Annotated in this window: 18 protein-coding genes; 4 read left to right on the forward strand and 14 right to left on the reverse strand. The window is 38.3% G+C overall.

All coding sequences use genetic code 11. The features are described from left to right. Positions 1–2: 2 nt before the first annotated feature. The 14 genes from FW768_RS17040 to FW768_RS17105 all read right to left on the reverse strand — a co-directional run bounded on the left by FW768_RS17040 (position 3) and on the right by FW768_RS17105 (position 12,842). Complete coding sequence (locus FW768_RS17040) at positions 3–929, reverse strand: glycosyltransferase (protein ID WP_153397471.1); 927 nt, start codon at positions 927–929, stop codon at positions 3–5. A gap of 14 nt (positions 930–943) precedes the next feature. Further along, on the reverse strand, positions 944–1,807 hold the full coding sequence (locus FW768_RS17045) for a glycosyltransferase family 2 protein (protein ID WP_153397473.1): 864 nt from the start codon (positions 1,805–1,807) through the stop codon (positions 944–946). A 1-nt stretch (position 1,808) separates the two neighbouring features. Further along, the gene (locus FW768_RS17050; protein WP_153397475.1) at positions 1,809–2,705 is read right to left on the reverse strand and encodes a glycosyltransferase family 2 protein; all 897 of its coding nucleotides are present in this window, start codon (positions 2,703–2,705) and stop codon (positions 1,809–1,811) included. A gap of 3 nt (positions 2,706–2,708) precedes the next feature. Next, entirely contained in the window at positions 2,709–3,809 is a 1,101-nt protein-coding gene (locus tag FW768_RS17055) for a DegT/DnrJ/EryC1/StrS family aminotransferase (protein WP_153397477.1), read from the reverse strand. A 47-nt stretch (positions 3,810–3,856) separates the two neighbouring features. Then, positions 3,857–4,825 carry a ketoacyl-ACP synthase III gene (locus tag FW768_RS17060; protein WP_153397479.1) on the reverse strand — a complete coding sequence of 323 codons (969 nt, stop codon included), beginning with the start codon at positions 4,823–4,825 and terminating at the stop codon, positions 3,857–3,859. A 10-nt stretch (positions 4,826–4,835) separates the two neighbouring features. After that, positions 4,836–5,066 carry an acyl carrier protein gene (locus tag FW768_RS17065; protein ID WP_153397481.1) on the reverse strand — a complete coding sequence of 77 codons (231 nt, stop codon included), beginning with the start codon at positions 5,064–5,066 and terminating at the stop codon, positions 4,836–4,838. Positions 5,067–5,070: 4 nt separating this feature from the next. After that, on the reverse strand, positions 5,071–5,598 hold the full coding sequence (locus FW768_RS17070) for a GNAT family N-acetyltransferase (protein ID WP_153397483.1): 528 nt from the start codon (positions 5,596–5,598) through the stop codon (positions 5,071–5,073). Between the two features lie 12 nt (positions 5,599–5,610). Beyond that, positions 5,611–6,027, reverse strand: coding sequence for a sugar 3,4-ketoisomerase (locus FW768_RS17075; RefSeq protein ID WP_153397485.1), 417 nt, complete (start codon positions 6,025–6,027; stop codon positions 5,611–5,613). Continuing rightward, on the reverse strand, positions 6,014–7,195 hold the full coding sequence (locus tag FW768_RS17080) for a glycosyltransferase family 61 protein (protein ID WP_185152000.1): 1,182 nt from the start codon (positions 7,193–7,195) through the stop codon (positions 6,014–6,016). The genes FW768_RS17075 and FW768_RS17080 overlap by 14 nt, the downstream gene beginning before the upstream one ends. Next, positions 7,180–8,442, reverse strand: coding sequence for an ABC transporter ATP-binding protein (locus FW768_RS17085; RefSeq protein WP_153397489.1), 1,263 nt, complete (start codon positions 8,440–8,442; stop codon positions 7,180–7,182). Before FW768_RS17085 ends, FW768_RS17080 begins: the two co-directional genes overlap by 16 nt. A 29-nt stretch (positions 8,443–8,471) precedes the next feature. Further along, on the reverse strand, positions 8,472–9,320 hold the full coding sequence (locus FW768_RS17090) for an ABC transporter permease (RefSeq protein WP_153397491.1): 849 nt from the start codon (positions 9,318–9,320) through the stop codon (positions 8,472–8,474). A 174-nt stretch (positions 9,321–9,494) separates the two neighbouring features. Then, entirely contained in the window at positions 9,495–10,358 is an 864-nt protein-coding gene (gene rfbA, locus FW768_RS17095; RefSeq protein ID WP_153397493.1) for a glucose-1-phosphate thymidylyltransferase RfbA, read from the reverse strand. An 87-nt stretch (positions 10,359–10,445) separates the two neighbouring features. Continuing rightward, complete coding sequence (gene rfbB, locus FW768_RS17100) at positions 10,446–11,525, reverse strand: dTDP-glucose 4,6-dehydratase (protein ID WP_153397495.1); 1,080 nt, start codon at positions 11,523–11,525, stop codon at positions 10,446–10,448. Then, positions 11,526–12,842 carry a UDP-glucose dehydrogenase family protein gene (locus FW768_RS17105; protein ID WP_153397497.1) on the reverse strand — a complete coding sequence of 439 codons (1,317 nt, stop codon included), beginning with the start codon at positions 12,840–12,842 and terminating at the stop codon, positions 11,526–11,528. Positions 12,843–13,058: 216 nt separating this feature from the next. On the opposite strand from FW768_RS17105, the gene rimP reads away from it, so the two are divergent. The 4 genes from rimP to FW768_RS17125 all read left to right on the forward strand — a co-directional run bounded on the left by rimP (position 13,059) and on the right by FW768_RS17125 (position 21,350). Continuing rightward, positions 13,059–13,526 (forward strand): ribosome assembly cofactor RimP, encoded by a 468-nt coding sequence (gene rimP, locus FW768_RS17110; protein WP_153399956.1) that lies wholly within the window; start codon positions 13,059–13,061, stop codon positions 13,524–13,526. Positions 13,527–13,541: 15 nt separating this feature from the next. Beyond that, on the forward strand, positions 13,542–14,777 hold the full coding sequence (gene nusA, locus FW768_RS17115; RefSeq protein WP_062697940.1) for a transcription termination factor NusA: 1,236 nt from the start codon (positions 13,542–13,544) through the stop codon (positions 14,775–14,777). Positions 14,778–14,856: 79 nt separating this feature from the next. Continuing rightward, entirely contained in the window at positions 14,857–17,814 is a 2,958-nt protein-coding gene (infB, locus tag FW768_RS17120; RefSeq protein ID WP_153397499.1) for a translation initiation factor IF-2, read from the forward strand. 680 nt (positions 17,815–18,494) lie between these two features. Further along, the gene (locus FW768_RS17125) at positions 18,495–21,350 is read left to right on the forward strand and encodes a SusC/RagA family TonB-linked outer membrane protein (RefSeq protein WP_153397501.1); all 2,856 of its coding nucleotides are present in this window, start codon (positions 18,495–18,497) and stop codon (positions 21,348–21,350) included. The last annotated feature ends 12 nt before the right edge of the window (positions 21,351–21,362 follow it).

Below are 21,362 nucleotides of genomic sequence, written 5' to 3' on the forward strand. Positions count from 1 at the left end.
TTTTATTTAAGGTAATCAAAGATATGAAAATAGTATTTCATTTTTATTCCGGCTATCAATCGTTTCAAAGGGGAAAGGCTTTTCATATAATCTTTGTAATACTGAAGACAGTATTCTTTGTATCCGTCTTTCAGTGAAGGACTCAGTTGAAGGTTTGAAATTGTTTCCTTTACAAAAGTATTTCGCCTGAATACAGAAAAAAGCGCTTCTCTGGTTATCGGAGGTTTTTCGGAAGCCTTGAGTTTGGAGAATGTGTTAAATCCAATGCTTTGTTTGGGATGAATCCGGTATTCTCCCAGAATAGCGGTATCTGTTTGTACCGAATTTTTATCGGCAGCCAGCAGCAGCAATTCATAGTCGTGGATAATTACAGGATTTATTTTCTGTAACGGGAGATGTTCTTTAAGAAAGGTATTCCGGATGGCCATGCTCATTCCGGGGAATATATTTCCCTGAAATAAAATTCTTTTGATGACGTCTTGAGGTCCGGTAAACTGATCTGGTCTGTTGGTATCAAGATCCCAGTAGGTTATTTCGTCAGTACTGTTTACCGGTTCTCCGAAAAGTTTAATATTATGACAGATGATATTAATTTGTTTCTCATTTTTAAAGAGCCGGGTAATGTATTCATTTTTATGAGGATACCAGCGGTCGTCCTGATCACAGAGGAAAACAATGTCACCCGTACACAGGCTCATTGCTTTTTCAAAATTGCCTACATAGCCTAAGTTTTCGGAATTTTCATAGACTTTGATGAGGTTCGGGTGTTTTTCTGAATAATTTTTCAGGATTTTTACCGTGCCATCTGAAGATTGGTCGTCACAGACGATGATCTCGGATACCGGAAGAGTCTGGCTCAGGATGCTGTCCAGTTGTTCGGCAATATAGGTTTCACCATTGTAGGTGCAAAGGGCTACGGATGAGGTCATTTGTGTGTTAGGAATCAGTTCTTTTTTTGAAAAAGGCGGTAATAATATTTTTTTAAAGCCAGGTATCCGGATACCGCCCGTCCGCCTGTCACTTTATTGAATTCATTTCTCTGCTGAATGTACTGCTTAGAACGTACTTCTATAATATGATAAACCAGCCTGTCGTGAAGATCATCTCCGTACAATTTTTTCAGAATGGGAAATATTCTGATTCTCTGTTGGAGAATTTTATAAAGATCAGAGGACATGCTGTTGTTATTGTCTTCTTTACGGTAATGGGCCAAAGGCTCATCTACCAGAAGGACTTCGGGGTTGTCTTTGGTGATATGGATCCACATCAGCCAGTCTTCACAGCTTGTTAGTGAAGTGTCAAACCAAAACCCTTCCAGAAGTTTCTTGGAAACAAGAGCGCAGTGGATTGGAATGCTGAACTTCAGATCCCATCCGAATACAATCCCTTCAAATGTTAAAAAATCCTGTTCAACCCGGTTGTATCCGGAAAGATGTAATCCGTTTTTATAGATGGTGAACTGGCTTACGGCCAGCGGATATTCTTTATCTGTGGAAAGGCTTTTTGAAAATTTTTCCTTATGAATTGTATCATCAGAATCCAGAAACTGAACATAGTCTCCGGAAGCCTTTTCAAGACCTGTGTTTCTGGTAGAGGATAAGCCACCGTTTTCTTTATATACATACTGAAAACGACTGTCTTTTTCCGCCCATTTTTTGGCCACCGTTTCCGTATGATCTGTAGAACCGTCATTCACAATAATGCATTCCCAGTTCTGATGGGTCTGGTCAAGAACCGACTGCAGGCATTCGTCCAGATAGACGGCCTGGTTGTAGCAGGGAACAATGACGGAGACTTTGGAATTCATTTTAAACAATTTTATTTAACAGTTTGTACAGCGGAACGGGAAGCCAGTTTTTCAGAGCGAGGTCCAGCCTTTTTATACGAAACGGATACTGATGATAAGCACTGATGTATTCTGAAGGAAGCTTTACCCCTGAAAAATAATATTTCTGGGTAAATCCGTTGATCCGATCTTTGACCAGACCTTCTTTATCAAACATCATTTGCAGAAGAATAGTTTCCATTTCAATCTTTTCTGCTTTTATTTTGGAAATATTTTCCGGGTGCATCCGGTAATACGCAAGCTTTTCCGGAATGTAGGCAATCAGATATTTTTCACTGATTTTCAGCCACCGGAAATAATCATCTACAATAAATTTGGTGTCATATTTTCCGGTTTCCCTTAAAGCATGGGTTCTTAATAATACCGTGAGGGCAGCAATCCTGTTCCCTCTTATAAGTTCTTTTCTGAAAATAGGAGGATCAATATTTCCTAAAGCATCATAATCCGCAATATCCTGAATGATAGAGCTGTCGTTGTCTATCGTATGAGTATTGGTAAAAACCATTCCGTATTCTTCACCCAGATTTTCAAGTCTGGAAACGCATTTCTCAATGGCATTGGGGTGAAGAAAGTCATCGGCTGCTAAAAGCTTGATGTATTTCCCCTTCGCCAGTGCGATACATTCATTGAGCATGGCTGCCAGACCTGTATTTTGGGTATGGAAATTCTTTTCAGCGGAATAGCTGTTTTTCTGAAGCCACTGATCAATAACGGCCGCCGAATGATCGGGGGAAGCATCATCACCTACGATCAGCTGAATGTTTCCGTAGGTTTGATTTTTAATGCTGTCCAGATTTTCCCTGATAAACATGGAATGATTATAGGAAATAACAACGACGGTTACTAACGGCTGCTCCATGTATTAAAACTCGTTTACTGCTTTAATGATCGCCTGAATCTCTTCCTCTTCCAATACTGAAGAAATGGGAAGGCTCAGCACTTCTTCGTGCATTTTTTCGGTAATAGGGAAGGACAGATTATTATATTCTTTATACGCTTCCTGCTTGTGTGGAGGAATAGGGTAGTGAATGATTGTATGAATTCCTTTTTCCGTAAGGTGGGCCTGAAGTTCATCTCTTTTTTCAGTTCTGATCACGAAAACATGCCATACGTGTTCTTTTTCGTCGGCAGGGTTTTCAGGAAGGATGATTTTCGGATTATTGATTTCCGAAATGAATCTTTTAGCTACTTCTCTTCGGGTATCGTTTTCATGACTGATGTATTTCAGTTTTACATCCAGAACGGCAGCCTGCAGCTCATCCAGCCTTGAATTCAAACCTTTGTAAATGTTTACATATTTTTCGTTTGAACCGTAGTTGGCCAATGCGCGGATGGCTTCATACAGCTCTTTGTCATTGGTGGTTACCGCTCCTGCATCGCCCAAAGCTCCTAAGTTTTTACCAGGATAGAAGCTGAAACCTGAAGCATCACCAAGATTTCCCGATTTGATGCCGTTCCATTCTGCTCCGATAGCCTGTGCATTATCTTCTACGATCTTCAGATCATATTTCTGGGCTATATTTTTAAGTTCTTCAGAGAAAACAATTCTCCCCTGAAGGTGAACGATAAGAATCGCTTTTGTTTTTGGAGTGATCTTTTCTTCGATCTTTAAAATGTCGATATTGTAAGTGCCTGGATCCGGTTCTACGAAAACAGGAACCAGCCCGTTGTCTGATAAAGCCAGTACAGAAGCGATATACGTATTGGCAGGAACAAGAACTTCGTCACCGGCTTTCATAATGCCCATTTCAATATATCCGCGGAAGATAAGACGCAGGGCATCCAGTCCGTTGGCTACCCCTACGGCATATTTTGCCCCGATGTAGTTGGCTAAATTGGTTTCGAAGTTTTTAAGTTCACCGCCTAGTAAATACCAGCCGCTTCGGAAAACTTCCAGTAATTTGTTCTCTATTTCTTCCTGATACCGTAAATTGATCTTCTGAAGATCAAGAAATTTTACCATAGTATTATTTTTTTAATGATAACCCCTGAACAGGGAAGTTATGCTCATTATTTTTTTCTTAAACACACTGCGCCCCATGAATAACCTACTCCAAAGCCTACCAACATGATGTTTTTTAAATCTCTTGCAGTCATTGAATTTTTAAAGGCAATGGGAATTGTTGATGATACGGTATTTCCGTAGTCAAGCATATCGATCACGAAATTTTCCTGAGGAATGTTAATTCTTTTTCTCAGGAAATCAAGCATGAATGTATTAGCCTGATGGAAGATGAAGGTATCAATATCACTCTTTTCAAATCCGTTTTTTTCCAGGTTTTCTTTGACAAGGCCCGGAATGGCTTTTGAAGTGAAGTCGAAAATTTTCGGACCGTTCATGTGAAGATAATTGTCTTTATCCTCTTTATCCTCTGTTTTCTTATTTCTTACGGCACCGTTTTTAACGATGAGGTTTTTGGCGCCTTCTCCGTCAGTTCCTACCGAGAATTTCAGAATTTCAAAATCTCCGTTTTCCGAGATCAGGGTTGCTGTAGCGGCATCACCGAAAAGGCTGATGTTTCCTTTATCATCTTCATGAATGTGCTTTGAATAGGTTTCTGCTGTTATTAAAACCACATTCTTCATCATTTTGGCATCAACAAGTGCGTTGGCAAGAGATAATCCGTAAATATACCCGGAACATCCCTGGTTGATGTCAATCGCTCCACAGCTTGTATTCAGGCCGGCCTGGGACTGAACGAGACAGGCAGTGGCAGGCAGGAAGTAATCAGGACTTTGTGTACAGACGATAAGATAATCAATCTCAGATTTATCAATGCTGTATTCTTCAACAAGTTTGTTGAGGGCTTTCACTGCGATGTCGGAAGTATATTCGTCATCACCGGTAATATTCCTGTTTCTGATTCCTATTTTTTCAAGAATCTTATCGCTTTCCCAGTCCGGAAATTTAGCTGAAATCTCTTCATTGGAAATAACAGTACCCGGAATGTATGTTGAAATATGTTTGATAAAGGCCATTGTTCAGTATTTATTGTTTTTTCTCAGAAACAAATGAATACAAAGCGTTTATAGTATTTAAAGCGGTGATTTGCTCAGGCTCCATATCAACACCGTATTCGTCTTCAATCATTACTTTGATGACCATTGCCGTAAGGGAATCCCAGTAGCTTTCTTTACTGTATTCTGTTTCAGGGGTGATCGTTACGTCTGTATTTTCCAGCTGAGACTGAAATTTTTCAATGAATTCGTTAATTGACATATGATTAAATTTTAAATTTTTTAAGAATATCCGGCAGTACGGAATTAAATGTATCCCTGCTCAGCAGATAGTAATTGTTTTCCTCATCAGTTTTTACCAGTTCGGGTTTGAAAAGCCTATGGTAGCTGTTGACGGAAGTATTCTGTTTTCTTACTTCAAACTGGACGGTATCAAATTTCAGTTCATTCAGAACATAGTCTTTCACAGCCATGTCTACTTTTATTGAGTTTTTGATGTTGGCGTAATCCGGTTTTGAAACCCAGCTTCCTATTTCCGGCAGCCCGGATTCTATTTTATAAACTCTGTAAGTTGCGAAATCTTCATTGTTTTCGTCATAGGCTATAAAATAGTATTCCTTTTGTTCCTGTTCACGCACTTTATAGTTTAAAATCCACTGTTTCTGTGCTTCTACATCCGGAGATGTTTTTGAAATAAACCTCGATTTTTTCTCATTATTCCTGATGGAAACGATGAATTCAGCATCGTCCGCATCAACGAGTCTCAGTTTAATTCCTTTATATTCAATGATCATTTTAATGAATTTTTATAGGTTTTTACCAACTGTTTCTTTGAAGCTTTCATAATCTCTGAAATAATCTTCTTCGTCATAGATTTCTGAGGCAAGGCAAAGCAATACCGCATTATGGGAAAACTGAATATCTCTCCATACCAGTTTTGGGATATACAAACCTTTGGTAGGATGGTCCAGAACAAATGTTTCTTTATTCCCGTCCTTATCTTCCGTATTAAAGGTAATAATTCCGGAAACAGCAAATATAACCTGCTGAAGCTCCTTATGAGCATGCCCTCCGCGCGTCACATCATGAGGGGTGAAGTAGGTCCAATATACACGCTGAATATCAAAAGGAATGTTTTTCTGAGCCTCGGCTATAGTAATGTAGCCCAGCTGTGACGATCCTATTTTATCGAAAGTTATGATCTGTGGTTTATTGTTCTCCATTAATGTATTTGAATAGTTCTTTAAATTCCTCAAAGTTAATTATAAAATTACTATCAGAGTGAAGTCCGTTGTTATTATATAGCTGAGTGTAAAAATCTACCTCAAATATATGTCCCAGACTTGAAAAAGCACTGAAAGAAGCTGCATTTTCAGGGGTGAAACATATCGCTTTTGGCTGATTTCTGCAGAACAGCATATTGGTCCAGGCTGCTCCGGAGATTCCGATGATAAATCTGGCGGTTTTAAAATATCCGGCCTGCTGTGCAAGAGGTATTTCTTCCAGGCAGACAGCTGTAAATCCGAAATCTTTTAGATAATTTAAAATCTCATCCTGATTGGCTGCCACACGATGGGTATTTTTTCTGTATAAAAATATTCTGTCCGGCAGTCCCTCTTCTGTTTTCAGATTATTCAGAATTTCATCTGAAAATCTTCGGGTAATTTCTTTATTATAAAATGTTCCTTCGGCTTTGATCTCTCCATCGAAGCGGTTAAACTGTACATGGTTGAAATCATTGATATGATACAGCTTTTTCACATGATAAGTTTTTTCCGGGTTTAAGTACTGAATGGTAAATTTATCTTTTGCCAGGATTTTCAGGACAGACTGCATGCCGGGAGTTTGCTTTACAATTTCATGAACGAAAATAGTCCGGGTATATTTTTTGTTAAACAAAAGCAGTTTCGGCATTATTTCAATCAGGAAATGAAACCAGTTCCAGGATCCGTTTCCGCCAAGAAAGAAGCCTTCATCAAGCTGTTCAGTATTTTTTCTGATTACCTTGGCATCTTTGCTGTTATGAACAGTTACAAAGCCTTCATTGAGTCTTTCTCCGGAGCTTCTGTAAACAACCAGATTATTTTTGATCCAAAATGCAGAAGAATTGATGTCTACATAAGCGTTCTCAAACTGGTAAACCGAAATCCCGGGAACCGTATTCTCAACATAACTTTCCTTGATATTCAAACGCTTGGGAAGATTGCATTTAAAAATACCCGGGGCTGAAATTTTTTCAAGAATATTTTCTCTACAGTTTTCTATATCTTTTATCTTTAAGATTTGTGAGTAAGGTTTATAAAAATAATTGTAAAGGGTTTTCCTGACAATATTTGAAAGGGATTCATTGCTTTGTATGTAAGGCGTCAGCTTTTTTAAAACCGCTCCCATGCGAAATTTGTTTTGATGAATCCCGGTTCTATTCCCAGCCATTCTCCTAACTCTTTTCCTTTCTCCGCAATTCTGAACGTCAGAATATCTTCTTCATGAAGTACACTCTCATGGACGTTTCTGATGATATATAAGCTCAGTACGTATTCTCCTACATTAAAAAAATCTTTGGGAATATCACATACCAGTTTGTTGTTACCGGGCTGCAACTTTGCTTTTCCGGCATTGGTCATGGTAAAAAGAATATCGTTGTTGAAGTTTTTAACTACATACGAAATGTGATAATCATTGGCCGTATCTTTTATGGTAATATCGGTAAGCAGATTAAACTTCTGGTCTTCGATGAAATCTGTTTCTTTAGACTGTAAATTTTCATCAACCAAAGAAATGCTTTTAAGTTCAAAAAGGTTATTGTTGAAATCTTTATTGTCACCAAGGATTACACTGTTGCCAAAAACCTGCTTATCACCGTTATATACGCTCAGTGCTTTTTCTGTAGGGCCGTTATAAATGATGTTTCCGTTGGACATTACAATTCCCTGGTTACATAAGGAACGTACAGCCGTCATATTGTGGCTTACGAATAAAATAGTTCTACCCTGATCTTTGGTTACATCTGACATTTTCGCCAGACATTTCTTTTGAAACTCCGCATCTCCTACAGCCAGTACTTCATCTACGATAAGGATCTCAGATTCCAGATGGGCAGCAACAGCAAATGCAAGACGTACATACATTCCGGATGAATATCTTTTCACAGGAGTATCTATATACCTTTCAACCCCGGAGAAGTCAACAATCTCATCAAATTTCCGTTTGATTTCTTTACGGGTCATTCCTAAAATGGCACCGTTCAGGAAAACATTTTCACGACCTGTCATCTCAGGATGGAATCCCGTTCCTACTTCTAAAAGAGAAGCAATCCTACCTTGGGTGTAAATTTTTCCAGTGGTTGGTTTGGTTACCTTACTCAAAACTTTCAGTAAAGTTGATTTTCCGGCACCGTTTCTCCCGATAATTCCTACGGCATCTCCCTGTTCAATTTCAAAATTGATATCACGAAGGGACCAAACGTATTCAGATTCTCCTTTAGTAGTCCTGTCATTCGCTTCACCAATTTTCAGATAAGGATCTTCTTTTCCTCTCATTTTGTGCCAGAACCTGTTCAGATCATGGGAAAGCGTTCCTGTGCCCACCTGCCCGAGACGGTATTGTTTTGATATATTTTCTGCTTTTAAAGCCAGCATAGTCTTATTAATTTAAAAAGTTAAAAAAATTATACAGTATCCATAAACGTTTTTTCAACCCTGTTGAAGACCACGATTCCTATCATCAGAAGGATAAGAATGATACCTGTACTGATTCCCAGCATTACCGGAGAGAAATCTCCCACGCCGAGCCATGCGTATTTAAAGCATTCAAAAATACCTGTTAAAGGATTGTAATAAGTTAATTTTCTGAATATACCCTGAAGCGAAGATACCGGATATATTACAGGAGTAGCGTACATATATAAGCTTACTCCAAAGCCAAGCAGCATACTGAGGTCCTTGTATTTCGTTGTAAGCGAGGAAAAAATCATTCCTGCGCCTAGTGAGAAAAGTGCCATAAGAATTATGAGAAATGGTGTGGCAAGAACCCAGATGTTAGGATGTACTTTTCCCTGAGACCAGTAATAAGCCCAAACGGTAATGAATAAAAGGAACTGAACTCCGAACCGCATCAGATTGGAAATAACAATAGAAAGCGGTGTAACCAGCCGGGGGAAATACACCTTACCAAAGATTCCGGAGTTTCCCGAAAAAGTATAGGAAGTTGCAAGCAATGATCCTGAAAAATAGTTCCAGAGTGTAACTCCTGCCAGATAAAAAAGAAGTGGTGGAGCACCGTCTGTGGGAAGTTTGGCTATTCTGCCGAAAATGACAAGATAAACAATAGTTGTTAAAATGGGATTGATAAAAAACCAGATAGGGCCCAGAATAGTCTGCTTGAAGCTGGAGACAAAATCTCTTTTAACAAACATATAAACAAGATCCTTGTACCTCCAGACCTCTTTAAGCTTAAGGTCGAATAAAGAATGCTCAGCTTCAATCGTTTCTGTCCACTTTTGCTGTGGTTCGTTCATTTGTGTAAATTTTTGCAAATGTAAAATATTTAATTCTTATTCGGTTTTTTATATTGATGAATAATTATTCACATAAAACCAAAAATAACAACTAATATATTGATATTTGTTGTTATGAGCAAAAAACTATTGGCCATAAGGCCAATAGTTTGTAAATTTTATAAGATTGTACGTTTATTTTTTGATCAGCTGCTTCAGGTATTCACCGTAACCGCTTTTACCATATTTTGTTGCGGTTTCAAGAAGCTTTTCTTCATTGATGAATTTATTTCTGAAAGCAATTTCCTCTATACATCCAATTTTGAAACCCTGTCTTTTTTCAATAACGCTTACGAATTCGGAAGCATCATGAAGAGAGTCAAAAGTTCCGGTATCCAGCCAGGCAGTTCCTCTGTCAAGGACACCTACTTCAAGTTTTCCTTTGCTTAAATATACGTTATTAACGTCGGTGATCTCCAGCTCTCCTCTTGCAGAAGGTTGAATGTTCTTTGCGATTTCCACCACTTCGTTATCATAGAAATAAAGTCCGGGAACGGCATAGTTTGATTTAGGCTGTAAAGGCTTTTCTTCAATAGAAACTGCTTTTAAGTCAGCGTCAAACTCTACAACACCATATCTTTCAGGATCAGAAACGTGATAAGCGAAGACTACTCCTCCGTCGGGATTAGTTTTGTTCTTCAGTAATGTTCCCATTTCCGAGCCGTAAAATATATTATCCCCCAGTACCAATGCGGCAGAATCATTTCCTATAAACTGCTCACCCAGAATGAAAGCCTGTGCAAGTCCGTCCGGGCTTGGTTGTACCACATATTCTATATTACACCCGATCTGGGAGCCATCACCTAATAGTTTAATAAACCCCGGCTGATCATGTGGTGTGGTGATAATCAGGATATCTTTGATTCCTGCTAATAATAAGGTGGAAAGCGGGTAATAGATCATAGGTTTGTCATAAACAGGCATCAGCTGCTTGCTCACGGCAATCGTAAGAGGGTAAAGTCTGGTTCCGGAGCCTCCGGCTAATATGATTCCTTTCATCTTTTATTTTGTAAGTTGTCCGCTACATTGTCCGTTAAATTCAGAAAAATAACAGAACGGGCATAGCAGAGCGTGTTTTGTGATGTTCTAGTTATATTGATTTTCGTAATACTTCTGGTAGTCACCGCTGGTTACGTTTTCAAGCCATTCTTTATTTTCAAGATACCAGTCGATGGTTTTACCCAGTCCTTCTTCAAAAGTTACGGAAGGTTTCCATCCTAGGTCCTTGTTAAGTTTGGTGGCGTCAATAGCGTAACGTTTATCATGTCCCGGTCTGTCTTTTACAAAAGTAATCAGTTTCTCAGAGTGCCCCTCAGGCTTTCCTAATTTAGCATCCATCTGTTTAATCAGTTCCTTTACAAGATCAATATTCTGCCATTCGTTGAAGCCTCCGATATTATAGGTTTCTCCCGTTTTGGCTTCATTGAAGATCTGGTGGATGGCTTTGGCGTGATCAATCACAAACAGCCAGTCTCTTGTATATTTGCCGTCACCGTAAATAGGTAAAGGTCTTTCATTAATGATATTGGAAATACAAAGAGGAATCAGTTTTTCAGGAAAATGATTCGGACCATAGTTATTGGAGCAGTTGGAAACGATGAACGGCATTCCGTACGTGTTTCCGTAGGCTCTTACCAAATGATCTGAAGCTGCTTTTGATGCTGAATACGGAGATTGCGGATCATAAGAAGTGGTTTCTAAGAAGAATCCTGTCTCTCCTAAACTTCCGTATACTTCATCTGTAGAAACATGATAGAATAGATTGGTTCTTTTTTCATCCGGGAATCTTCCATGGGTATGATCAGGATTCAGTGTCCAGAATTCTTTACACAGATTCAGAAGATTGGCTGTGCCGTTCACGTTGGTGTTGATGAAGGCCATAGGATCTGTAATGCTTCTGTCTACATGGCTCTCGGCAGCTAAATGGACAACAGCATCCGGATTGTATTTTTCAAATACTTTTCTTAATTCTTCAGGCTTGGTAATATCAGCCTTTTCGAAAACATAATTAGGTTCATTTTCTATGTCCTTCAGATTTTCCAGATTTCCGGCATAGGTAAGTGCATCAAGATTGATGATTGTAGTATCCGGATTGTTTTTTACAAATTCTCTTACGACATGGGAGCCGATAAATCCGGCACCTCCTGTAATGATTATATTTTTCATCTATTTATTTTCTATGGTCTTTCTTCCTATACTTTTATAATAAAACCCATTTTGTTCCGGAACTTCCAGCGGGTACATATTTCTTCCGTCAAAAATAACTTTATTTTTCATTTTTTTAGCCATGAGCTCAAAATTAGGATTTTTGAATTCCGGCCATTCAGTGGCGATGAATAAAGCATCAGCGCCCTCCAAGGCATCATACATTCCTTTTGCATATTGAATGTTGCTGCCTAGAAGTTTCTGAACGTTATTTTCAGCTACAGCATCGTAAGCTACAATTTCCGCGCCTTTCTCCAGCAGAAGAGCAATATTGTCTAAAGATGATGCTTCTCTGATGTCGTCTGTATTGGCTTTGAAGGCTAACCCCCACATGGCAATCTTTTTACCTTTAATATCTCCTCCGAAATATTTTTCAATTTCTGAAACCAGAATAACTTTCTGTGAAGTATTGACGTTTTCTGTCGCTTCTAGAATCTGGAAATTAAAATCTTCTTGCTTTCCGGATTTAATCAGCGCTTTCACATCTTTAGGAAAGCAGCTGCCGCCATATCCGATTCCCGGGAATAAAAACCGATGTCCGATTCTGTCGTCACTTCCCATTCCCAGTCTTACTTTGTCCACATCTGCTCCTACTTTTTCACAATAGTTAGCAATCTCATTCATAAACGTAATTTTTACTGCGAGGAATGAATTGGATGCATATTTTGTCAGTTCCGATGATTTTTCATCCATAAAGATGATCGGGATTCCCGTATTGGTAAATGGCTGATAGATTTTAGACATGATGTCTTTCGCTCTGTCAGAGCTTGCTCCTACAACGACCCTTGATGGGTTCATAGAGTCTTCTACCGCAAAACCTTCCCTTAAAAATTCGGGATTGGAAACTACATCAAAAGGAATGTTGGTTTTTGAGGAAATTACTTCTCTTACTCTATCGGCAGTTCCAACAGGAACGGTACTTTTATTAACAATTACTTTATATTCTGTCATCAACTCTCCAATGTTGTTCGCAACATGAAGTACATAGGAAAGATCTGCGGAACCGTCTTCTCCCGGAGGGGTAGGCAATGCCAGATAAACAACTTCGCTTTTGTCTAAAGCTTCTTTGAGATTGGTGGTGAAAAACAACCTTTCAGACTGTATGTTCCTTAAGAACATTTCTTCAAGGTTCGGCTCATAGATGGGAACAATGCCGTTTTTCATACCTTCTACTTTTTTTTCATCAATATCAACACAGTATACTGAATTGCCGAGTTCTGCCAGGGTAGTTCCTGTAACCAGCCCAACATAACCCGTTCCTACAATCGTTATATTCAAAATGTATGTTTTTAAAAATTCTGTCACAAAAGTAATAAAAATACCTTCATCCGCTTTCTTAATTTCCTGTAATAAAATTTTTGTGTTATTTGCTTGATAATAAGTTCATTTTGTATTTATAGAAAAAAATACGTATATTTGCACTGGATTTACGGAAAAAAATGGGAAGGCTTCGGAAGAAAGCCTTTTTTCGTACGGGTAAATCAGATCAATAATATGGAGTTTAGAAAAAGAATTGAAGAATTATTAAATGAATTCCTCGAAACCAGAAAAGATTTATTTCTTATTGATTTAAAGATTTCTGCAGGGGATGATATTACTGTGATTTTAGATGGAGACAATGGAGTTACCCTGCAGGACTGTCTTGATGCAAGCCGTGCAGTAGAATTCAATATGGATCGTGAAGAGCATGACTTTAGTCTTCAGGTGATGTCTGCGGGATTAAGTGAACCACTGTCTGCTCCAAGACAGTTTAAGAAAAATATAGGAAGAGAAATTGAAGTGCTTTTAGCAGATTCTTCCAAAATTGAAGGCGAACTTGCCAAAGTGGATGATGATAAAATCACCCTTATTTTACGCTACCGAAAGCCGAAAGATATCGGAAAAGGGAAAGTGGATGTAGAGGAGGAAAAAGAAATTCCTTACTCTGAGATAAAGAAAGCATTAGTAGTAATTAAATTTTAAAAGAAAAAAGAATAGATGGATAATATAGCGTTGATTGAATCCTTTGGTGATTTTAAAGACGAAAAAGGGATCAGTAAGATTGATCTTATGGCAATTATTGAAGATTCACTGAAAACTCTTTTGAGAAAGAGATTTGATTCAGATGATCACTTTGATGTAATTGTAAACCCGGATAAAGGAGATTTTCAGATATTTTTAAATAAAACCATCGTAGAAGACGAAATGTCTGAAGACGATGATCTTGAAATTGAAATCTCTGAAGCAAAGAAAATCGATCCTACTTTTGAAGTAGGTGAAGATTTTACCATGGAGATTCCTGTTGCTCAGTTAGGAAGAAGAAATATCCTTACCCTTAAGCAGATTTTAGCTACAAAACTTCAGGAGCATAACAATGCCATGCTTTATGAGCAGTTTAGAGATAAAATCGGGGAAATTGTTGTAGGAGAGATCCACCACATCCGTCACAAACATGTGATCTTATTGGATGATGAGGGGAATGAATTCATTTTGCCAAAAGAAAACCAGATCCCATCCGATTTCTTTAAAAAAGGAGAAAATATCAGAGCTATTGTAGAAACAGTAGATTTTAAAGGATCTAAGCCGCAGATCATTATTTCCAGAACCGCTCCTAAATTCCTGGAGAAATTATTAGAGCTGGAAATTCCTGAAATTCAGGACGGAACCATCATGCTTAAAAAAGTAGTGAGAATTCCGGGTGAAAAAGCGAAGATCGCAGTAGATGCTTATGACGACAGAATTGACCCTGTTGGTGCTTGTGTGGGTGTTAAAGGATCCAGAATTCATGGCGTTGTAAGAGAGTTGAGAAATGAAAACATCGATGTTATTCAATGGTCTAAAAATCCAGAGATCTTAGTAAAAAGAGCTTTAGGAAACGTTACGATCAATAAGATTGATATCAATGAGGAGCAGAACTATGCATTAGTATATACTCCGGTTGAAGAGATCTCTAAAGTGATTGGTAAGCAGGGACAGAATATCAGACTGGCTTCTTGGTTGACAGGTTATGAAATTGATGTATACAGAGAGTCCAGCGAGGATGACGACGTTGAATTGAGAGAATTTAATGACGATATCGAGCAGTGGATTTTGGATGAATTTAAGAAAGTAGGTCTTACTACTGCGAAATCAGTATTGGATAAAGATACCGAGAGTCTTTTAAATATGGTTGACCTTGAAGAGGAGACAATTGAAGAGGTAAAACGTATTCTGAGAGAAGAATTTGAAGATTAAGATTTTAAATAAATTTTAATAAAACAGTAAAAAGGAAATACTTTAATTTTAAGAATTAAAAAAATACGTAAATATATAGATGCCAAAAATAAGATTAAATAAAGCGGTTAAGGAATTCAACATTTCGATGTCCAGATTAGTAGAGTTTTTACAATCAAGGGGTTTCGAGGTTGAAAGCAATCCTAACGCTCAATTAGAAGAAGCGGCATATTCTGCATTGGAGGCTGAGTTTGCCAAAGACGGTGAACAGCGTAAAGCTTCCCATGAGGTGGTAATAACTAAAGTTCCGGAAGAAAAACTGGAAATTGAAGAAAAGAAAACCCCTGAAGTAATAAGAGCTAAAGCTAATAAACCAGAAACTAAAATTTTAGGTAAAATAGATCTTGATTCTGCAAAACCTGAAGTGGAAGAAACTCCTGAAATTCCAGCAGCAGCTCCGGCACCAGCGCCAGTTGAAGAAAAGAAAGAAGAAGTTGTAGCTGAACCGGAAGTGAAAGCAACCCCTGAGAAGCAGGAATTTAAAGTTCTGGATAAAATTGATTTGTCTCAGATAGAATCCAGGAACAGACCAGTGAAAAAAGACAAACCAAAAATGGAGGAGAAAAAAGAAGAGGAAAAACCTGCAGAACCAGTAAAAGAAACTCCTAAACAGGCTGAACCTGTTGCTGAAGTAAAGCCTGCAGAACCTCAAAAAACTGAGCCAGAGTCTCAGGAACCTCAAAAAATTGAGACTGTTTACCAAAAATTAGACGGTCCTAAAATTGTGGGTGAAAAAATTGACTTAACTCAATTTGCACCAAAACCAGGCTCCGGAGCTAAAAAGAAAAGAAAGAGAATTGAGAAACCAGGTGGGCAGAATAATCAGCAAGGCCAGGGGAATAATCAAAACTCAGGAAATAATAACAACCAGGGAGGGCAGGGTAACCGTCCTCAAGGCCAAGGAGGTCCGGGCGGAAACCGTCAGGGGCAGGGAGGCCAAGGCAACCGTCCTCAAGGTCAGGGAGGTCCGGGTGGAAACCGTTTTGGCGGAAACCAGGGCAATCGTCCGGGAGGCCAAGGTGGTGGCGGATTCAAGAAAGGTGGTCAGAATAACAGACCTGGACAAAGAGTAATGCCTGTAGAGCTTACTGATGAGCAGGTTAAAAACCAGATCAAAGAAACGCTTGAAAAATTGACCAATAAAGGTGGTAAATCGAAATCTGCTAAACACAGAAAAGATAAAAGAACCTTCCGTAGAGAGCAGGATGAGCGTCAGCAGGAGCTTGAAGCACAAGACAGAACACTTAAGGTGACAGAATTTATCACAGTGGGTGAACTGGCGAGTTTGATGAATGTCTCTCCTACTGAAGTAATCTCTGCATGTTTCTCACTAGGGGTAATGGTTACCATGAATCAAAGATTGGAAGCCGATACCTTATTATTGGTAGCAGATGAATTCGGGTATAAAATTGAATTCTCTGACGCTGATCTTGAAGATACAGATTCAGAAGATGAAATCGATACTGAAGAGAGCTTAGTATCAAGAGCTCCTGTAGTTACTGTAATGGGGCACGTTGACCACGGTAAAACTTCATTACTGGATTATGTTAGAAAAACTAACGTAATTGCGGGTGAATCCGGAGGTATTACGCAGCACATCGGTGCTTATAATGTGAAATTGGAAAACGGTCAGAGAATTACATTCTTAGATACTCCTGGTCACGAAGCCTTTACGGCAATGAGAGCAAGAGGTGCGCAAATCACAGATATTGCAATTATTGTAATTGCTGCCGATGATGACGTAATGCCACAGACGAAAGAAGCTATTGCTCACGCTCAGGCTGCACAGGTACCGATGATTATTGCTATCAACAAGGTTGATAAGCCAAATGCAAACCCAGACAATATTCGTCAACAGCTTTCAGGTCTAAACCCTCCGGTTTTAGTGGAAGAATGGGGCGGAAATGTTCAGGCGCAGGAGATTTCAGCTAAGTTTGGTAATAATGTAGACGTATTATTGGAGAAAGTTTTATTACAGGCTGAAATGCTTGAATTAAAGGCGAATCCTGATCGTGCAGCAAATGGTGTTGTTATTGAAGCATCTCTTGATAAAGGTAGAGGTTATGTTGCTACCATGTTGGTGCAAACCGGAACATTAAGAGTGGGAGACTACGTAGTGGCAGGTAAAAATCACGGTAAAGTAAAAGCTTTGCTTGATGAAAGAGGGAAAAATCTTGCGGAAGCAGGTCCTTCAATTCCTGCAACAATCTTAGGTTTAGACGGAGCGCCGACAGCTGGTGATAAATTCCGTGTATATGCAGACGAAAGTGAAGGTAAAGCCATTGCCAATAAGAGAGAGCAGCTTCAGAGAGAACTTTCTATCAGAACGAAAAAACATACAACGCTTGAAGAATTGGGCAGACGTATTGCTTTAGGAGAATTTAAAGAATTGAATATTATCCTTAAAGGTGACGTGGATGGTTCTGTGGAAGCACTTTCTGATCAGTTACAAAGATTGTCAACAGAGGAAATCAGCGTGAAAATTCTTCACTCAGGGGTAGGACAGATCACTGAATCTGATATCAACTTAGCGGCAGCATCAGATGCCATTATCATTGGATTCAACGTGAGAGCTGGTGCAAACGCAAAAGAACTTGCAGACCGTGAGGAAATTGAAATTAGAACCTATTCTGTAATCTATAAAGCAATTGATGAAGTAAAAGAAGCAATGGAAGGAATGCTTTCTCCGGAAATTCAGGAGCAGGTAATTGGTAATGTTGAGATCCGTGAGGTATTTAAGATTTCTAAAGTAGGAACTATTGCAGGATGTATGGTTCTTACCGGAAAAGTTACAAGACAGTCGAAAGTACGTTTGTTGAGAGACGGTATTGTTAAATTCGATGGTGAACTTGAAAGCTTAAAACGTTTCAAAGATGATGTGAAGGAAGTAACAAAAGGTTACGAATGTGGTCTGAACCTGAAAGGGTACAATGATATTGAAACTGGAGATATTCTTGAAGTCTACGAAGAAGTAGCTGTTAAGAAAAAATTGAAATAATAGATTTCATATAAATGAAAGCTGTCTCATTTGAGGCAGCTTTTTTTATGTCTATCCCTTTGTATTCTCTGTTTTTGTAGCCGAAAAAATAGTTGAATTTTCTATTTTAAAAAAAATGAAATTATAATTATTGTTAATTCACATTTTTATGACGTAATATTTGTTAGAAAATGAAATTTATTTTGTTGTAAGTTATTTAATTGCCTGTATTGATAATTTGTAAGTTATGAAAATAATTTGAGGATATTAAAATGCAAGTATTGCGCTAAGTAGGTAATCTTACCGCTGAATTGTTTATCGATTTTAAACTCGTTTTAATCAGCTAAAGCAAGGAATAGTATGTTTTGATAGTTAAAATAAAAACCAAATTTTATCTTATAAATAGGTGGAATTCACATTTTTATCAATGTCTTTTTTTTAGGATGAATTATATTTTTATAATTTATATTAATTCTAAATAATATTTTTTGCATTAACAATAATGCGTTAAAAAAAAATACAGACGTAAAAAATTTGTATTTTATGAAATAAAAATTAAGTATTATTGTTAAATCCTATTTGTTTAGCGTAATTTTTATATTAAAATGTAAAAAAAAGTATTGCATAGACTGTTGAAAAACTTGCAAGTGTTAATATTTATTAACATATTTGCCCATTAAAATATATTAAAATTTGTTAATATGAATGTTAAACTACGTGTATTAAGTGCTGGAGCATTGTTCTTCATGGGACAGGCTGCTTTTGCACAGCAACAAGCAAAAAAGGATACAGCTACTAAATCAACTCAGATTGAAGAGGTGGTAATGGTTGGGTTCGGGCAGAAAAAGGCTGTAAAAGAAATTACAGGATCTGTAGGTACGTTAAAAGCAGATAAGCTTAATGACCTTCCGATCGCTTCTCCTGAAGCTGCATTAATGGGAAGAGTAGCGGGTGTTCAGGGAGGTATTTCTTCAGGTCAGCCGGGGGGATTTGTAACACTTCGTATTAGAGGTCAGGCTTCTATCAACGGGAATAACAACCCTATTTATATTATAGATGGAGTAAGAGTAATGTCCGGAGACCCTACTTCGAACAACACTACCGGAAATATCCTATCCAGTTTAAATCCTGATGATATTGAATCCATGACAGTACTTAAAGATGCGGTTTCTACGGCGATCTACGGTGCTGATGCAGGAGCAGGGGTAGTTCTTATTACTACTAAATCAGGAAAGTCTGGAAAGCCAAGATTTAACTTTTCATCATCTTATGGTTTAAACCAGACGGCAATCAAGCAGCCGGGAGTTTTAAATGGAGAGCAGTTTAAGCAGTATGCAGCAGCTTCATTTGCTAACAGAAATAATATGACTGAAGCGGCAGCTCTTCAATATCTTACAGATAATGTATGGGGATCTGATTTCGTAAACAATAATACAGACTGGAGAAACATCGTTCAGAGAGGAAGTGCTATCCAGCAGGATATGAACTTTACTGCATCAGGAGGAAGTGATAGATTTAAATACTATTCTTCTTTCGGTACCTTTGAGCAGGAAAGTGTCTACAGAAACTCTGATTTCAAAAGATTCAGTGCTTCTACTAAGTTAGAATACAAAGCAACAGATCGATTAACAATCAATACAGATATCCAGGTTGCTAATACTACTACCAGAACATTGCCTAACGGTGGTGCTTTCGCCAATCCGGTTTTAGCCCAATATTTCACTGCTCCTTTGGAGCCGGCTTATAATGCTGACGGATCTATTTATTTAGGATCTGTAGATGATGGAACCTATAATGGTCTACCAATCGCTGGGACTTTCAACCCAGCTGCGATTTTAAAATACAACACGAATAAAGCGAACTCTACCCGTATCTTTGGTAACATAGGAATCGGTTATAACATTCTGAAAGGATTAAACTACAGATTAAATGTTGCCCCTGAATATGTGGTAACTGAAGAGGATGAATATCTATCTCCTGTATATGGTGATGGGTACAGCACCAATGGTCGTATGACTTCAGGAACGAACCGTTATTTCAACTTCAACGTATCCAACGTATTGAGCTATGCATTCTCTTTATCTGATGACCATAAATTCAATGCAAGTTTATTCCAGGAGGCATATCAGTCTAACACAAGAACTTTAGCAGCTACAGGACAGTCTGTTGCTTTAAGTACTTTGGAGCACCTTTCCAGCTTTGTAGTACCAATTGACCACACAGGGGTAAATAACCTTGAAAGTTCAAGATCAGGTTATGGAGCAACTTTAGGATACAACTACAAAGGATACTTAAATATTGACTTATCCGGAAGAAGAGATGCTGTATCTTATCTTCAGCCAGGCAGCAAAGCAGGTAACTTCTGGTCTGCAGGGGTTGGATTGGATATTGCTAAAATGATTATTCCAGAAAATGATTACCTGAACTCTTTAAGACTAAGAGCTTCTTACGGTAAAGTAGGTAACAGGGTATCAGTATCTCCTTATGCTACGTATTCTTATACCATCAACTACAATGGTTTAGCAGGAGCAAGTTATGCAGGATTTGATAACCCTGGTTTACAGTGGGAAACCGTAAATCCTTTCAACTTAGGGGTTGATTTCAGCTTATTCAAAAATAATTTAACGATTACTGCTGAATACTTCAACAAGAAAACGAAAAACCTGATCTATAATATTCCTCTTTCCACTTCTCAGGGGTTAGGAGCTTATTTTGATAATGTAGGAGACTTGGTGAACAAAGGTTTCGAATTCACAGCGAATGCTAACATCTTAAGTCCTGTTACTAAAGGAGGATTTGCATTAAGCATGGATGGTAACCTTTCTTTCTTAAAGAATGAAGTTACTAGCATATATGGAGGAAAAGACGTAATCACAGGTACTACGATCTTAAGAGAAGGAGAAACAGTAAACAGCTGGTTCATGAGAAAATGGGCTGGAGTAGATCCAAGCAATGGTAACCCGCTATGGTATAAAAACGGTGTAGACGGAGAAACTACCAGCAACTATGCAGAAGCGCAGCGTGCGATCCAGGGATCTCGTATTGCTAAAGTATATGGAGGGGTAGGCTTAAATATGTCTTATAAAAACTTCACAGTAAGTGCTCAGGGAACTTTCAGTTTCGGAGCTAAGATGTATGATGACTGGGCATTCTATTTACAGGGTGATGGTACCAATTCTCACGTTTATAACAGCTACGCAGATGCTATGGATTACTGGACACCAAGCAATCCTAATGCAGAGAATCCAAAACCTTTCCAGGGGATTGGTGCAAGGGGGACAGGATCAACATCTGCTAACAATAGTTCTACAAGATTCCTTAGAAAAGCGGACTTCTTAAGACTAAGTAACCTGAAAGTAGCCTATACCTTTGATAAAGACTTCTTAAAAGGAGCTCCAGTAAACAAGGTGACTTTATATGTGATGGCCAACAACCTATATACTCACAGATATGACAAGAAGCTGAAGTTTGATCCGGATATGGCTTTGATCGGGACTAGTAACCTGAACTTACCTGCTATGAAAACCTACTTAGTTGGATTTAATGTTGAATTCTAAAAATTCTAAAAA

The sequence above is a fragment of the Chryseobacterium vaccae genome (genome assembly GCF_009602705.1).
Taxonomy (GTDB): Bacteria; Bacteroidota; Bacteroidia; order Flavobacteriales; family Weeksellaceae; genus Chryseobacterium; species Chryseobacterium vaccae.

Excerpts from the sequence above, each read along its gene's own strand:
- rimP (WP_153399956.1), top strand. The coding sequence starts at position 13,059 with ATGGAGTTTAGAAAAAGAATTGAAGAATTATTAAATGAATTCCTCGAA.
- FW768_RS17075 (WP_153397485.1), bottom strand. The coding sequence starts at position 6,027 with ATGGAGAACAATAAACCACAGATCATAACTTTCGATAAAATAGGATCG.
- FW768_RS17040 (WP_153397471.1), bottom strand. The coding sequence starts at position 929 with ATGACCTCATCCGTAGCCCTTTGCACCTACAATGGTGAAACCTATATT.
- rfbB (WP_153397495.1), bottom strand. The coding sequence starts at position 11,525 with ATGAAAAATATAATCATTACAGGAGGTGCCGGATTTATCGGCTCCCAT.
- FW768_RS17045 (WP_153397473.1), bottom strand. The coding sequence starts at position 1,807 with ATGAATTCCAAAGTCTCCGTCATTGTTCCCTGCTACAACCAGGCCGTC.
- FW768_RS17050 (WP_153397475.1), bottom strand. The coding sequence starts at position 2,705 with ATGGAGCAGCCGTTAGTAACCGTCGTTGTTATTTCCTATAATCATTCC.
- FW768_RS17090 (WP_153397491.1), bottom strand. The coding sequence starts at position 9,320 with ATGAACGAACCACAGCAAAAGTGGACAGAAACGATTGAAGCTGAGCAT.
- FW768_RS17060 (WP_153397479.1), bottom strand. The coding sequence starts at position 4,825 with ATGGCCTTTATCAAACATATTTCAACATACATTCCGGGTACTGTTATT.
- infB (WP_153397499.1), top strand. The coding sequence starts at position 14,857 with ATGCCAAAAATAAGATTAAATAAAGCGGTTAAGGAATTCAACATTTCG.
- FW768_RS17125 (WP_153397501.1), top strand. The coding sequence starts at position 18,495 with ATGAATGTTAAACTACGTGTATTAAGTGCTGGAGCATTGTTCTTCATG.
- FW768_RS17065 (WP_153397481.1), bottom strand. The coding sequence starts at position 5,066 with ATGTCAATTAACGAATTCATTGAAAAATTTCAGTCTCAGCTGGAAAAT.
- nusA (WP_062697940.1), top strand. The coding sequence starts at position 13,542 with ATGGATAATATAGCGTTGATTGAATCCTTTGGTGATTTTAAAGACGAA.
- FW768_RS17080 (WP_185152000.1), bottom strand. The coding sequence starts at position 7,195 with ATGGGAGCGGTTTTAAAAAAGCTGACGCCTTACATACAAAGCAATGAA.
- FW768_RS17070 (WP_153397483.1), bottom strand. The coding sequence starts at position 5,598 with ATGATCATTGAATATAAAGGAATTAAACTGAGACTCGTTGATGCGGAC.
- FW768_RS17085 (WP_153397489.1), bottom strand. The coding sequence starts at position 8,442 with ATGCTGGCTTTAAAAGCAGAAAATATATCAAAACAATACCGTCTCGGG.
- rfbA (WP_153397493.1), bottom strand. The coding sequence starts at position 10,358 with ATGAAAGGAATCATATTAGCCGGAGGCTCCGGAACCAGACTTTACCCT.
- FW768_RS17055 (WP_153397477.1), bottom strand. The coding sequence starts at position 3,809 with ATGGTAAAATTTCTTGATCTTCAGAAGATCAATTTACGGTATCAGGAA.